A 14,100-nucleotide genomic window follows, 5' to 3' on the forward strand; every position below is an offset into this window, starting at 1 on the left:
TTACTCCTGCACCAACTCGGGGGTCTGCTCTGCGAGGTCATCAGTGTCATCTGCGCCCAGGCTGAACGCCGGGTCATTGGCGTCGATGGCCGCAATGTAGCGCGGGATGTCCTGGATATTGGTGATCGGCAAGGCCATCGCCAGCGCCGGGGAAATGCGGAACTCGTTCTCCAGCTCGGTGCCGGTGAGCAGGCGCAAGGATTGCAGGCGGGTGATAGCGGCATCGCAGGATTCGGCAAAACGCTTGTCATCACGGTCCGATGCCTGGCGGTGCTCAGCCAGGATCTCGTGCATGCCTGCCCGTGAAATCACCGCATCGCTGCCGCTGCCCGAATGCTGCTCCAGCAGCAGCCGCAGGCGCAGGGCCAGCAGGGTTTCATCGCGCTTCAGCGGACGGCGCGGAGCGATCGGGGAGGTGTGGACCTGTTCTATCTGGACCGGGGCCAGCATGGCGATCTTGCGATCCATGTCCAGCCGCAAGGCCAGGAAAATCTCGGAGAAGTAATCGCTGATGCCCTGCTGCTGGTCCAGCAGCAGCTGCCACGCCGAAGGATCGGTGGATCCGTCCAGATAGGGGCCGCGCAGCAACCGGACCAGCAGTTGGCGCAGCGGCAGCGAGAACTTCCCGGTATCGCCGTCGAACAGCGGGTCGGTGATCGGTGCGGCGTATGAATCGCTCGTGGTCATAGCGGCTCCTTCGTAAAGCTCAACGCGGGCAGGATAGCGGTTCGCTGAGAACCATCGAGTTGCTGGAATTCAATGCTGAGCAGGTCGCTCTCGTTCAGTGGCTCGCCATTGGTGCGCCCGATTTCGACCAGGGCGCGAATCGTATTCAGGTGCCGCTGCTCGGCATCCAATGATTCAAAGACGTTATCGATCCGAACCGAACCGGAACCTGATTGGCCTAGCTGCCGGGTGATGGATTCACGCAGCAACTGCATGTCGGCCTGGGGTGTCGACGGGTTGCGCACGATGTCGGCTTCGCTGAATTCCGGCGCCTGGGCCAGCGGCGGCGGAGCCACATGCTCGGAGGGGTCATAGATTCCAAGCCCGGCAAGGGTGACGAATTGCGGGGCGAACAGCTCCATGGGCGCCAGGCCGCTGCGCGGCTTCAGGCTCGTGGACTTGCTGATCGCCAGTTCGGCTTCGCGCACTGCTTGGCGCAGCAGCTCGGCCTGCTTGTAGTCCTCGGATTGGACGAACGCGTGCAGGGATTCGGAGAGCTTGCCGTAGGAGGCATGGACTTCAGCCGCCTGGCGGCGCAGTTCGCGCAACAGGTTGGTGAGGATCTGGCGTTCGGGCGTTTCCAGATCATCGACGAAGTCGCGTTCCAGGACCTCGGCCAATGCCGCGCGGAACCGCTGCTGCGCTTCGGGGGAATTCAAGAACTCGGTGAATCCGCTGAAGGTTTCGCCTTCGGCGGTGGAACGCAATTGGCGGTCGGCTTCCAGCACCTGGCCCACGGCGACGCCCTTGGCAGTGGATGCATCCAGAATGCCTTCGCGCAGCGAGTGGAGCATGTCCTGGACGCCATCGCGCATGCGCCGGAAATCCGCTGGCAGGCTGGAGGCCAGATCGAGCACCGAACGGGTGGCCGACAACGCGGTCGTGCGGGAGAGCACCGCCGGATCGTCCCCGCTGCGCAGCTGGTCGATTTGGGCTTGGCGCAACGCGATCTGGGATTCGAGGGCACGGATACGCGCTTCGGGATCCGGATCCGTTTCGTGGGCCAACGACTCCAGGGAAGAAAGCAGGGTGTTCAGGCGCGAGGAGTTCAAATGCGAATCGTCGGTGGAGAAATCCGCCAAGAAGCGCAGGGTGCGCAAGGTCTGCGCACTGGGTTCATAGACGAAGCGCCCGTCGATCAGCGGACGGGCCAGGATTCCCTGCTTGACCCAGGTCTCGGCGAAATCCTGGGCCGAATAGGACGCAGGGATCTGGTCATCGCTTTTGCGTGCCTGCTTCAGGAAGGAATCCAGCGAGGCATGGAAAAGCTCCAATGCGATACGGGAACGATCTGCGGTGAACTCTGCACGGATGAACGCCACAGCCCACGGCTGGGCGGTCAGAAGCCGATACGCTGCCGAGCTTTTGAACTGCTGGGACTGAAGCCACAAACTATTCGCGCGGTGCGAGGGCTGCATGTACTTCCTTGATCTTTGAAATGCCTAACCAATCAATTCTAAATCATTGGACTCCTTCCAAAATGTGAGCTCCCTAAAAGCTGGATGATAGGCATCGTTTGAGTTCGATAATTCATCGCAAAAGGGTTTTGCCCCCAGCCCTATCTGGGTAGGGTCGAAATTAGCAGATGACAACTAGTTTTCTTCCGGCCCTGCAGGTGCGGTGGAGGTCATGGAGGTCGCAGCCAATGAAAAACCTACGCATTGTGATTTCGCTCGGGCTGGTGCTGGGCCTTGCCGGGTGCAGCACGGCGCAACCACCATCAGCACCGTCCACGGATCCCGCTGCCATCGAAAAGGCCGACCAGGAAAAAGTACGCGTGGACAGCGTCAAAGCCGAGATCAACCGGCTGGCTGACGGATACGACTATGACGCGGCGATCAAGCTCGCCAAGGAGGACAGCGCCGAAGAGCTGAACCAGATGGTTGGCGGCCTGGAAGATGAGAAGAACCAAGTTTCGGCGTGGGACCAGCCGGAGCAGATACCGCACCTGTTCTTCCACTCGTTGATAGTCGATCCGGACCGGGCTTTTGACGAGGGAAACAGCTCACAGGGCTACGCCAACTACATGGTGACCCAGAATGAATTCGCGGCCATTCTCAACGAGCTGCATGAGCGCGACTATGTGCTGGTCAACCCGGAGGACTTTGCTTCGCCCGATAAGCAGGGGCAGATGAAGTACCGGGACATCATGCTTCCCAAGGATAAGAAGCCACTGGTGCTGTCCGTTGACGACCTGAGCTATTACGAATACATGGATGGCGATGGCTTCGCCAGCAAGCTGGTGCTGGATGAGGACGGCAAGGTCCGCAACGAATACGTAGATGCGGAAGGCGAAACGCACGTTGGAGCATACGACGTCACCACCATGATCGATGACTTCATCGCCGAGCATCCCGACTTCAGCTACCGCAATGCCCGCGGCCTGGTCGCGATGACCGGTTACAACGGCGCTTTCGGCTACCGAACCTCGGCCAGCCAGTACCCGGAAAGCACGACGTTGGAAGCCGACCAGAAGATGGCCACGAAGATCGCCGAGGCGATGAAGGACAGCGGTTGGGTGTTCGCATCGCATTCGTGGGGGCACGTTGCCACCGGGACCGACAGCATGGCTCGGCTCAAGCGCGACATGAAGCTGTGGAAGGACGAGGTGGAACCGATCGTGGGAAAGACCGGCCACTTCATCTATCCATTCGGATCGGATATTGCCCGGACCCAACGCTACTCCGGGGCCCGCTACGAGTTCTTCAAGGACCAGGGCTTCGACTACTTCTACGGCGTTGACGGAACCATCCGCGCATGGATGCAGCAAGGAGATGAATACCAGCGGCAGATGCGCATCAACGTGGACGGGTTGCAGTTCGCCAAGGAAGAACGCGGCGACCGGCCAGTTCTGGAGAGCTTCTTCGATGTTCAGGACGTGATCGATCCGGCCCGCAAGTGAGCGGACCAATCCGCCCCCAGGCTACAAGGCCATGAACGCACCGAGCTGGGAGAGCGTCGACGGGTTGGACGGCAGGTAATCGGTGAGCCGTTCGCTGCGCACGATGACCGCCTTCCACTGGCCGCGGGAAATCGCCACATTGATGCGATTGCGGTTAAGCAGGAACTCGATGCCACGCGAGGCATCGGCGGCGCTGGAACAGGCCATGGTCACCAGCACCACCGGGGCTTCCTGGCCTTGGAACTTGTCCACCGTGCCCACCCTGACATCCGGCAGGCCCTCGGCTTCCAGTACCTCGCGCACCAGATTCACCTGCGCGTTGTAGGCGGCCACCACCAGGATATCGGCGGCGGCCAGCGGGCGGGCCGGCTTGCCGGGGCCCGGGCTCCACAGCATGCCCAGATGCTCGCGCACCAGGCGGACAATGGCCTCCGCTTCTTCCACGCTGCTGACGGTATTGCCCCGGTGCTCAACGAAGACCGTTTCGACCCCGGCTTCGGTGCCTTCCAGCACCCGCAGCCCGGCGGCGTCCGCCGAGAACAGCTGGTGGTCGTAGCTCAACGCCGACACCTTAGCGCACAATGCCGGGTGCATCCGCCATGACGCCGCAAGGAAGTAGCCCAACTCGGCGGGCAGCACCGGTTCGCCACCGGAAAGCCATCCCAGCGCCGATTCATCCACAGGCTGCGGATGGGTGCCCTGGGTGACCTGCGGCAGCTGCTGCGGATCTCCGAGCAGCAGCAAATTGCGGGCAGCGCGGGAGACGGCCAGCGTATTGGCCAAGGAGAACTGGCCGGCCTCGTCGATCACCAGCAAGTCCAGGCTCTCGGCCGGAACCTTCGAGCCGGTCAGCGTCCAGGCGGTGCCGCCTATGAGCGCGCCGCCGGGTGCATCCAGCATCTCGGCCACGGATTCCTTGGACGTGCCGGTCCAAGGTACCGGATCCTTGTGCTTGACTTCCTTGGCTACCACCTCGGGATCCACCCCGGCTTCCACAGCCTTGCGCAGCACGTTCTCAACCACCGCATGGGACTGGGCCACTACCCCGATCTTCCATCCGTAGTCGATGAGTTCACGGATCACATGCGAAGCGACGAAGGTCTTGCCGGTGCCCGGAGGGCCCTGCACCGCAAGATAGGAATTGTCCAGGTCCTTCAGCGTCTGCACCACGGCAGGATAGACCTGGGACTGGCCGTCGACAAGCTCCGGTTCAACCGGCACGGTCAGGGTCTTCAGGCGTGGCGGAATGCGCCGCAGGATGTCGATTCCCGGCCGTTGCGGGAGCACCGGCACGGTGGCGCCAACTTGCTGGGCGATCTCCGTGAGCGCCGCATCGATGCTCACGGTCGCCAACGGCTTGTCGGGAGCCAGTGCGCAGGGAAGCGCACCGTAGGCAGGAATCTTGCCGCTGGATTTCTCCGCAATGGTGATCCAGCCTTCTCCGAGCTCGACCACCGTGGCGTTGAATGTTCCTCCGCGCACGGAGCCGTCAACTTCCATGCCCTCGGGCAACGGGGCCTCGAACATGGCGAACACCGAGGAGCCGGGGGAGAGCAGCGAGCCTTCGGCCAGCGTTCCCTGCAATTTCGTCACGCGAGTGTAGGTGCGCGCCCGCTCGGTGGCCTTATGCCAGTCCTCGAGCACTTCGGCGGTATTCACAATGAAAACCCCGCGGACATCGCTCCAGTCATCCATCGGCGCGGACAGGCGGTCGAAGTGCTCCCACCAGAACTGCTTCTTCTCACGGCGGTTGTACCCGGTCGCGGCGGCGACCATGGCGATCGCCCGGTCATCATCGCTCAGTGCCTGGCCGTGGGGCAGCTGTGCCAGGTAGTCCTGCAGCCGCAGCTCTTCGGGGGTGGGCTCGTATTCGTCGCCGGCCGCGGGAGGCTCGGGGGTGTCCTGAAGCGTGCCGGGCGCCTGGTCGATGAGCGTGAGCAGCCAATCGCGCAGGCGCAACGTGGACAGGCAGTCGTACTCGTTGTAGTCGGCAATGGAGGCCAGGATGGCTTCAGCGCTCTTCTCGTCCTGCGCATCGAGTGCCAGCATGTACTGGGCGTAGGCGACCACCGACGCTCCGGCATCGGTGACATCGCCGGATCGCAGGTGCTCGCCCATGTAGAGCGGTTCAAGCTTCTTGATGGAGTAGGAGCGGGTGGATACCACCAGGGCATTGCGCACGGTTTCGTAGAGATCCACCAGCAGGTTCTCGCGCAGCCACTGGTCGACCTCGTCCTCGCCGGCGATGTGCACCTGGGAGAGCTTGCGCAGCGCAGTCTTCTCATAGGCCGCATAGTGGTAGACCTTCATCTGCGGGTAGCGCTGGCGGCGTTCCTCGACGTAGGCGATGAAGTCCAGGAAGGCCTGGCGTTCCTCGGCTCGGTCATGCGCCCAGAACGGCCTGAACACCGGCGCGCCGGTGTCGTATTCGACTACGCCGAAAAGATATTCCAGGCCCCAGGAGCCATCGGACGGGTCCTGGTAGAGCGGGTCGCCCTCGAAATCGAAGAAGATGTCGCCCTGGTCGGGACGCGGCAAGGAAGAAATCGGGCCGGCGTTCTTCACCCGGTAGGAGACGCCGTGGGCGCCGCCATCCGCGGTGGCCAAGCCCAGCTGCATCTTGGCCTGCTCGGTGACGCGCTGCAGGGCGGTGCCTGGTTCAGCCTCCAGCGCGGCGAGCTGGTCGATGGTCGTAATGCCGCGGGCGCGCAGCTTCTCACGCTGCACCATGGACATCCCTGCCACCAGCAGCAGGTCGCGTGATGCCTGGGCCTGTTCTTCGCAGTAGTCGCACCGGCCGCACAGGCGCAGTTCATCGGAATTCCACTCAACCGGCTGGTTCTTCGCACGGTGCTTCTGCACCATCGCCAGGAAGCGTTCGCGTTGGGCCCGGAAGACCGGCAGCACTTCGTCAACGCGGTGCACCGAATGGGTCCCGTCTCCGAGCACCAGTGTTGCCGAGGTGGAGACCGGGATGTTTTCGGCCAGCATCTGGTCGGCGTAGGCCGCGATCTGGAGCAGTGCGCTGACCCGGGCATGGCGGGCGAGCTTGGTATCCCAGACGGCCCAGGTGCCGTCGGGCTGGCGGACCAGGAAGTCGGCAAAACCGAGGAAAGCCCCGTCGAAGAAGGTCGCCTGGAAAATGACATCAGCACCGGTGCGAAGCACATCCATGGTCGCTTCGTGGGCTGCCCTCAAACCGGCTGGGGTCATCTGCGGACGGTCGGCGAACTGCTTGACGCCGGTACCTGTCTGCGGGTCGTAATCGCCGTAGGTCGCGATCAGCTCCTTGAGCACGTTCTGCTCATGGGCGTCGCCAAGCACCGCCGTGCGTTCGAGCATCTCGTCCCGTGCCATATCCGGCTTGGTACGCAGGCCGAGCTTCACATCCAGCAGGTACAGGGACTGGTAATTGCAGTCAACACAGACCGACAGGTCGCTCGCTGAGAAGATGAACTGATCATCCAGGAAGAACACGGGGTCTGGGCCTTTCGCTGACTCGATTCTTACCTAGTCAACGTAGCACCAGACGCCGACAGATTCACTGTTCCCGCTTAGTAGAGCTCCTCCGCCTTTTTCTTGGAACCGCCGAGCACCAGCGAGAGCAGGGCCACGCCGGCAGTCACCGTGTTCACTGCTGGCCACGCGCCGATTTTCTTGGCCAGCGGATGGGACGCACCGAAGCCGCCGAGGTACGCGCTGGCCAGGGCCACCGCCTTGCCGGTTCCGGCGTCCTTCTTCCACAGCAGGAACGCGCCAACGCCGGCGGCACCGAGCACTACCGCGGCCAGCGGACGCTTCTTCGTGGCGCGGCCGGTAGCGTAGCCGCCCAGCAAACCGGTGGTGGCCAAGGCAGTTGAAGCGATGCGGGACATGAGACTCCTCCAAGGGATATAGCAAAGTGTTTCGCTATGCAGACTATTCCTGCCACCTGTGATGTTTCCCAGAAAGCCGGGAAATGCGCTCGCCGGACAGCAGGTAGCAGGCCGGGCTTGCAAGAATGAGTCATGTTGGATGCCACGAAGGAGCAGGAATGAATCTAGATATTGCCCAGGCTTGGGCCCGGCTCGCGCAGCCGGTGGACGTGGCCTTGAACCAGTGGCAGTGGCTGATCCTGGCGTTCCTGATCCTGGTCTTGGTAGTACCGCGTCCGGTATGGCGTATCACCGGGCTGTACTCCACGCTGATCCATGAGCTCGGCCATATCGTAGCGGCCTTGTTCACCGGCAGGTACGTGGCTGGCTTGCGGTTGGGCTGGGACCATTCCGGGGAAGTGCGCAGCATCGGCCGGGGCAAGTTCTCCGTCATCATTTCCGGGATCTTCGGGTACCCCGCACCCATTTGGGTTTCAGCGTTGATGCTGTGGGGGATATCTGCGGGCTATGCCGGGCGGGCCCTAGGAATTTATGCGTTGCTGTTCCTGCTGGCGCTGGTCTTCGTCCGCAATTGGCCGGCCTTTGTCGTGTGCACGATCAGCGCAGCAGTGGCATTGGGAGTGGTCTTCTTTGCGCCGGTCGATGCCTACCTGTATCTGGCATTGCTGATTGCCGGGTTCCTGCTGCTGGCGGGCTTGAAGGACTTCGTGAAGCTTTTTGCGGTGCACCTGTGGAGGCGCAAGGATATTGCCCAGTCCGATGCGTACTTGATCGCTGCGGCGACGCGAACCTTTCCTTCCTTATGGTTATTGGCGATCGCGATTCTGGGATCCGGCGGCCTCTGGTGGGCGCTGTTGAGCTTATCGGGACTGTTCTGAGTCCCGGCGCACATCGCGTTTGGTTTTCATTCGGCCAGCGGTCCAGGCGGCCGCGGCAACCAGCCCCATGGGCAGCAGCTTCATCTTGCGTTTCGGACTCGTTGAAGGATCCGCTTCCATATCCTCCAGCGGGTCGCCACCGTGCTTGATCCGGATCTCCTGAGCCTGGACCAGGTCCTTGTACGAGGCCAGTTCCTGCTTCGCTATCAAAGTGTCATCGCGCAGCGGAAGCAGCACATCATCAACGGCCGGCATGCCGGTACGCAGCTGGCGGAGGCGGATGAATTCGATATCCACCAAGGCCCCGAGGAGCAAGGCGATATTGCTGATCCAGCAAGCAAGGACCAGGATGATCACGCCTCCAATGGTTCCATAGGTAGCGGAGTAGCTGGCGAACTGCGAAACGTAGATGCCGAAGCCGAAGACCGAGAGCCCCAGGATTACCAGAGCGGTCAGGGTGCCGGGTGAGAACCAGCGGAATTTCGTCGGCTTGACGTTGGGGGTGAAGTAGTAGAGCAAGGCCAGAACCAGCAGCAACATGATGAGCATCAATGGCGGCTTTGCGATATTCAGCATCAGCACGAAGCTGTCGCCCATGCCGATGATGTTGCCGATTGCGCGGGCGACGGAGCCCGAAGTCAGCAGGAGCACCAAGGTTACGACGGCAACGAGCATGATCAGCACGGTGATCAGGAACATTTGCGGGCGGCGCTTCCACTGCGGGCGGCCTTCCGGTGCACCGTAAAGCCGGTTCAATGCGCGGCTGAATGCCGTGACATAGCCAGAGGTACTCCACAAGGCGCCGAGTGAACCGACGAGGATTGCCCAGAATGTTCCGCTGGCCTGGGATGCCAAGCCTGCGAGCAGCTGTTCTGCTGTGTCGAGCAGCTGCTGAGAGTCGCCGCTTGCCGATTCTCCGTTCGGGGCGAGACTTTGTTCCAGCAGCTCCATGATCCATTTGGTGCCGCTCTCGCTGGCACCGGCCAAGGACAGCAGCGAGATCAAGGCCAAGAGGCCGGGGAACATGGCAAGGACCATGAAGTAGGACAGAGACGCCGCTATATCCAGCCCGTCATTGCGGAAGAATTCCCGCAGGGCACGGGGATAGCAGCTCAAGGACTCCTTGAACCGTTCTTTCGTCATGCTGTTTCCCAGTGGCATCGAGTTCCCCTGTCTGACTGATGAAATCAAACCTACAGTTCCGGCTTCTTGAATCACATTACCTAAGGGAAATTTAGTTGACACGTTGCTGGAACTGCGTGGTGTGTCTATTGCACGCTGAGATCTTGAGGGCGTTGAGAGCCGAGGGGATCTGCCGGGGAGAAATTGCCTCGTTCAGAATGCCTTGCATGCTGCGTAGCGGATCCAGAGTGTGCAGCTTCGTCGATGCGGAAATGCAGCCTTGAAGGGTGCTGGAAACCGCCCGTGAGTGGATTGCAAGCTATATCACAGTGTCCTGATGAATATCCACTCCATACGAGTAACATTTTCGTCGCTTGATCAGGGGTTCGGAGCGATTTCGCGGCCAGATTTTAAATTTTTTTCTGACCAGTTGACCTGTATTTACGGGGTTTCTGACCGTTTCCTGAGTTGCGGGGGTGGTGGGTTGGTGCGCTATGGTCTTTCATAACGTTTCGATAACACTCGCAGTGTTATGGGGAAACAGGTACTGCCGGGACTTCCAAACCGCTCGCCAGGGCAGTATTTAATCAAAGTCGAAATGCGACGCTGAGCGGTGCACGAGGATGGTCTAGGAAGACCTGAGCGCGGGAAGAGCAACTGGAGAATCATGATCCAGCAGAATACTAAGAACTTGATCCGTCGCGGTGGAGCCTCGCTGGCCGCCGTTGCAGTTGCCGGCACCGCAATCGTTGCCGCAACCGCACCAGCAAACGCCGCAAGCACCTGGGACAAGCTGGCCCAGTGCGAGTCCGGTGGAAACTGGTCGATCAACACCGGCAACGGCTACTACGGTGGCCTGCAGTTCTCGCTGTCCACCTGGAAGGCGTTCGGCGGCTCGGGCATGCCGCACCAGGCTTCGAAGGCCGAGCAGATCCGCATTGCAACCAAGGTCCAGGCAACGCAGGGCTGGGGCGCATGGCCAGCATGTACTGCAAAGCTGGGCATCAGCGGTTCCCCTTCGGGTTCCTCGACTCCGCAGAAGCAGGCTCCGAAGCAGCAGGCAGCCCCTAAGCAGCAGGCAGCTCCGAAGCAGCAGGCAGCTCCGAAGCAGCAGTCGGCACCGACCCAGAAGCAGGCTCCTAAGCAGCAGGCAGCTCCAAAGCACGCTGCTCCAGCTCCGAAGGCACCAGTGTTCAACATTGACGTGACCGACTCGGGCAAGGACTACACCGTTAAGTCGGGTGACACCCTGTCCAAGATTGCCGACAAGCTTGGCGTCAAGGACTGGCGCGGCCTGTTCGTCTTGAATGACGACCAGCTGACCAACCCAGACTACATCATGGTTGGACAGACCCTGAACGTTCCAGCGAACTAATTTCGCTGAGCTTCCGAAAACCCGCATCGTACTTCTACGCGCTGCGGGTTTTCTGTATTGAAGCGGCCGGCAGCGGAACGGTGGTCTTGCAGGTATAGGCTGAGCAACATGCTGCATTCCGAAGACGAACGCGCGTCCATGGAGCACGTCCTGGGCTCTGGGTTCCATGAGCACCAGTTGCTTGAGACAGCAGGCAACTGGCCCGTTTCCGGGCCCATAGCCTGGTGGGGTGGTCCTCTGGCTGTGGAGCGGCTCGCGGCGCGATCCGTTGGGTTGGTCTGCTCTGCACTCAATGCGCTTGCTACTGCGCCACTGCGGGTGGCATCAGCGACGGCGGACATCGCGGCAGCTTTTGCGTCCTCCGCCCACCTGCGGATCGAAGGGGAGAAAACGCAGGGTTTTGCCCCGCACTCGGGCTTCTACCGGACAGCCGATGGCTGGATCAGGACGCACGCGAATTACCCTCATCATGAGAGTGCGCTCAAATCTGCATTAGGGATGTCCTCGGGTAGCGGCATCATCGATGTGCTGGCAGGCCTGCCAGCACATGATGCCCAGGAGCGCATCGTGGCGGCTGGCGGTGTTGCCGCGCGGGTGCGATCCCGGCAGCAGTGGCTCAGCTCCGCCGAGGGCAAGGTGGCAGGCAACGGGCACTGGGCACAGTTCAGCATGCGTCCGCTCGCTTCGGCACCGTTCTGGAAATATGATCCGCGTGCGGGATTGCCCCTTCAAGGGTTGAAAGTCCTGGATCTCACACGGGTGATCGCCGGACCCACCGCCACCAGAACCCTCGCGGCCTTCGGTGCCCAGGTCTTGCGCGTGGACGGTCCGCGGCTTCCGGAACTGCCTTGGCAACATGTCGATACCGGGTTCGGCAAGCGCAGCACGGTGCTCGATGCGAAGAGCGCAGCGGGGCGGGCAAAGATCCATGAACTGCTGCAGGATGCCGATGCCGTCATCCTGGGCTATCGCCCCGGAGCCTTGGCCGCGGCGGGGCTTGGCCGGGATGAATTAGCCCAGCGCTATCCTCGGCTGATTATTGCTGAACTGGGTGCGTGGGGCTTTTCCGGGCCCTGGGCGCAGCGGCGCGGGTTCGACAGCGTCGTACAAGCCGCCACCGGCATTGCGCAAGCCTATAGCGGCGACGGCAGGACTCCCGGCGCTTTGCCGGTGCAAGCCTTGGATCATGCCACCGGCTACGGGCTGGCTGCTGCAATCATTGCCCTGGCTGGAACCCGCAGCGCCCAAGGACGAACCGGGGCGGTGCGATTCTCCTTGGCTCGGACGGCTCATGCCCTGTTCGCCTTAGATGAAGAGCGCGAATACCCTGCTGATTTCGGCAGTGGCGTGCAGCTGCGGCAGATGGACAGTTCTTACGGGATGCTTGAATATGTTCCACCGCCCTTCAGCTTTGCAGGCCAAGCAATGGATTATCCCCATCCGCCGGCACCGTATGGAGAAAGCAAACCAGCCTGGAGCTAGGAAGCCAGCAGCGAGCGGGCGAAGTGCAGGGCCGGTTCCTTGAATGCCGAGGACAGCGTCAGGAAGCGTTCCCGGCTGTCGGTGCCAGGCCAATGTGCGGGCAGCATGGATCCGGGCAAACCGGGGTCGAGGTAGGGGAGCGTGCGCCATGAATCGACCATTGCCACATATCCCCGATAGACGCTGGATGGAGTGCTGTCACTGGCATCGAGGGAATTGGTGTTCTCCAGGAATGCCTGATGCAGCGCGGCCAGGCGCTCAAGGTCCCACCATGCACTGGCGGCCTGCTGCGGCGTGCCGGGGAAGTGAGGCTGCTGCGCAGTGAACAGCGTTGCGTGCTGCCTGGCGCCCAAGGCCATGAGCACTGCCGTGGCTTCCGCGCGCAGGTACTCGGGGAAAATCCATAACCCGGATCCCAGCATGCCTCCGCCAAGCTGCAGGAAATGCTTGCGCACCTGATGGCGCACGGAGCGCAGGCTCTCCGGCAGCGAGTAGGCCACCAAGCACCAGGGATCAGCGTCCGACATCTGTCGTGGCGTGAAGATTCTCCGGGTGCCGCGCTCGAACATCTGCTGCGCCGCGCTCGGCACGCCCAAGGTGGACGGCTGGGAGGCTTCCAGCACTCCGCGGTCGATCAACCGGGAGATGGCGGTCTGCGCCGCAGGAGCCGAAACCCCGGCAGCCTGCGCCAGCTCGACGATGCGGGTTCGCGCCACCGGTGCTTTCTCATGCCTGATATACAGGCCGGTGATTGTGCGGATAATTGATGTCGCGCTACCGCTTCGCGCTTCGAAATCATCGAGGCTGAGCGCGGTGAGCGAGGTGCTACTTGCCAATTTCGGTACGCACCGCGAACAGTTCCGGGAAGAAGGTCAGATCCAGGGCGCGCTTGAGGAAATCGACTCCCGAGGAACCGCCGGTGCCGCGCTTGAATCCGATGGTGCGCTGGACGACGCGCATGTGGCGGAAGCGCCATGCCTGGAAGTTGTCCTCGACATCCACGAGGTCCTCGCAGGCCTGGTAGAAGCCCCAGCGGGTGTCCTCGGATTCGTAGATGTCCTTGAAGACCGGAACCAGCGCCTCCTGGAACGCCCATGGCTTGGTGACGTCGCGGGACAGCACTTCTTCGGGAATGCTGTAGCCATGGCGGGCCAAGGCGGCCAGGAAGACGTCGTAGAGGCTTGGCTCGTGCAGCAGCTTGGACAGCAGCTCGTGGGCTTTGGGGTCTGCCTCGTGGACCTTGAGCATGCCTTCATGCTTATTGCCCAGGATGAATTCGACGGCACGGTACTGGAAGGACTGGAAGCCGGAAGATGAGCCGAGGAAATCGCGGAACTGCGCATATTCGCGCGGCGTCAGGGTTGCCAGCACCGACCATTGCTCGGTCAGGGTCTTCTGGATGTGCTTGACCCGGGCCAGGCATTTCAGCGCCTTGCCGAAGTCGTCAACGCCCAGCAGTCGGCGAGCCTCGATGAGCTCGTGGAGCATGAGCTTGAGCCACAGTTCGCTGGTCTGGTGCTGGATGATGAAGAGCATTTCATCGTGGTGCTCGGGAACGCTGACCGGATGCTGCGCGGACAGGATGCGGTCCAAATCGAGGTAGCTGCCGTAGGACATCGTGTTCTTGAAGTCGGTGCGGACGCCATCTTCGATTTCGCGCTGGTTCTCGGTCTGGGGCTGCGGGGTGCTCATAGGCCGATGTTATCAATAACATTGCGATCGTCACAATACTGAAAAAGG

Annotated in this window: 11 protein-coding genes; 4 read left to right on the forward strand and 7 right to left on the reverse strand. The window is 61.7% G+C overall.

Going from position 1 to position 14,100, the window contains the following annotated elements; genetic code table 11:
• Together JOE62_RS04475 and JOE62_RS04480 are read right to left on the reverse strand one after the other, a co-directional pair.
• A complete protein-coding gene (locus tag JOE62_RS04475) occupies positions 1-687 on the reverse strand; it encodes a DUF4194 domain-containing protein (protein WP_204720662.1) in 687 nt (228 codons plus the stop codon).
• The gene (locus tag JOE62_RS04480; protein WP_204720664.1) at positions 684-2,144 is read right to left on the reverse strand and encodes a DUF3375 domain-containing protein; all 1,461 of its coding nucleotides are present in this window, start codon (positions 2,142-2,144) and stop codon (positions 684-686) included. Before JOE62_RS04480 ends, JOE62_RS04475 begins: the two co-directional genes overlap by 4 nt.
• A gap of 227 nt (positions 2,145-2,371) precedes the next feature.
• On the opposite strand from JOE62_RS04480, the gene JOE62_RS04485 reads away from it, so the two are divergent.
• A complete protein-coding gene (locus JOE62_RS04485) occupies positions 2,372-3,628 on the forward strand; it encodes a polysaccharide deacetylase family protein (protein WP_204720666.1) in 1,257 nt (418 codons plus the stop codon).
• A 21-nt stretch (positions 3,629-3,649) separates the two neighbouring features.
• Here JOE62_RS04485 and JOE62_RS04490 read toward each other — a convergent pair whose 3' ends face one another.
• Positions 3,650-7,105 (reverse strand): TM0106 family RecB-like putative nuclease, encoded by a 3,456-nt coding sequence (locus JOE62_RS04490; protein ID WP_204720668.1) that lies wholly within the window; start codon positions 7,103-7,105, stop codon positions 3,650-3,652.
• A 77-nt stretch (positions 7,106-7,182) separates the two neighbouring features.
• Entirely contained in the window at positions 7,183-7,503 is a 321-nt protein-coding gene (locus JOE62_RS04495; protein ID WP_204720670.1) for a hypothetical protein, read from the reverse strand.
• A gap of 158 nt (positions 7,504-7,661) precedes the next feature.
• Between JOE62_RS04495 and JOE62_RS04500 the strand changes: the two genes are divergently transcribed.
• The gene (locus JOE62_RS04500) at positions 7,662-8,381 is read left to right on the forward strand and encodes a M50 family metallopeptidase (protein ID WP_204720672.1); all 720 of its coding nucleotides are present in this window, start codon (positions 7,662-7,664) and stop codon (positions 8,379-8,381) included.
• On the opposite strand, the gene JOE62_RS04505 is transcribed toward JOE62_RS04500, so the two are convergent.
• On the reverse strand, positions 8,364-9,524 hold the full coding sequence (locus JOE62_RS04505; RefSeq protein WP_204720674.1) for a YihY/virulence factor BrkB family protein: 1,161 nt from the start codon (positions 9,522-9,524) through the stop codon (positions 8,364-8,366). The two genes, JOE62_RS04500 and JOE62_RS04505, sit on opposite strands and share 18 nt — an antisense overlap.
• A 646-nt stretch (positions 9,525-10,170) precedes the next feature.
• Here JOE62_RS04505 and JOE62_RS04510 point away from each other — a divergent pair.
• Both JOE62_RS04510 and JOE62_RS04515 read left to right on the forward strand, forming a co-directional pair.
• Positions 10,171-10,878 carry a LysM peptidoglycan-binding domain-containing protein gene (locus tag JOE62_RS04510; protein ID WP_204720676.1) on the forward strand — a complete coding sequence of 236 codons (708 nt, stop codon included), beginning with the start codon at positions 10,171-10,173 and terminating at the stop codon, positions 10,876-10,878.
• 108 nt (positions 10,879-10,986) lie between these two features.
• Positions 10,987-12,360, forward strand: a complete 1,374-nt coding sequence (locus tag JOE62_RS04515; protein ID WP_239543187.1) for a CoA transferase — start codon at positions 10,987-10,989, stop codon at positions 12,358-12,360.
• Here the strand turns inward: JOE62_RS04515 and JOE62_RS04520 are convergent.
• Positions 12,357-13,196: a PaaX family transcriptional regulator gene (locus JOE62_RS04520; RefSeq protein WP_204720678.1), complete on the reverse strand. Its 840-nt coding sequence runs from the start codon at positions 13,194-13,196 to the stop codon at positions 12,357-12,359. The genes JOE62_RS04515 and JOE62_RS04520 overlap by 4 nt on opposite strands.
• Positions 13,186-14,052, reverse strand: a complete 867-nt coding sequence (gene kynA / locus JOE62_RS04525; RefSeq protein WP_128471450.1) for a tryptophan 2,3-dioxygenase — start codon at positions 14,050-14,052, stop codon at positions 13,186-13,188. Before kynA ends, JOE62_RS04520 begins: the two co-directional genes overlap by 11 nt.
• Positions 14,053-14,100: the final 48 nt, after the last annotated feature.

Source organism: Glutamicibacter nicotianae, assembly GCF_016907615.1.
GTDB lineage: Bacteria > Actinomycetota > Actinomycetes > Actinomycetales > Micrococcaceae > Glutamicibacter > Glutamicibacter nicotianae.

What these genes read in the sequence shown, in the direction of transcription:
- JOE62_RS04475 (WP_204720662.1), bottom strand. Translation starts at nt 687, where the DNA reads ATGACCACGAGCGATTCATACGCCGCACCGATCACCGACCCGCTGTTC.
- JOE62_RS04480 (WP_204720664.1), bottom strand. Translation starts at nt 2,144, where the DNA reads ATGCAGCCCTCGCACCGCGCGAATAGTTTGTGGCTTCAGTCCCAGCAG.
- JOE62_RS04485 (WP_204720666.1), top strand. Translation starts at nt 2,372, where the DNA reads ATGAAAAACCTACGCATTGTGATTTCGCTCGGGCTGGTGCTGGGCCTT.
- JOE62_RS04495 (WP_204720670.1), bottom strand. Translation starts at nt 7,503, where the DNA reads ATGTCCCGCATCGCTTCAACTGCCTTGGCCACCACCGGTTTGCTGGGC.
- JOE62_RS04500 (WP_204720672.1), top strand. Translation starts at nt 7,662, where the DNA reads ATGAATCTAGATATTGCCCAGGCTTGGGCCCGGCTCGCGCAGCCGGTG.
- JOE62_RS04505 (WP_204720674.1), bottom strand. Translation starts at nt 9,524, where the DNA reads ATGACGAAAGAACGGTTCAAGGAGTCCTTGAGCTGCTATCCCCGTGCC.
- JOE62_RS04510 (WP_204720676.1), top strand. Translation starts at nt 10,171, where the DNA reads ATGATCCAGCAGAATACTAAGAACTTGATCCGTCGCGGTGGAGCCTCG.
- JOE62_RS04515 (WP_239543187.1), top strand. Translation starts at nt 10,987, where the DNA reads ATGCTGCATTCCGAAGACGAACGCGCGTCCATGGAGCACGTCCTGGGC.
- kynA (WP_128471450.1), bottom strand. Translation starts at nt 14,052, where the DNA reads ATGAGCACCCCGCAGCCCCAGACCGAGAACCAGCGCGAAATCGAAGAT.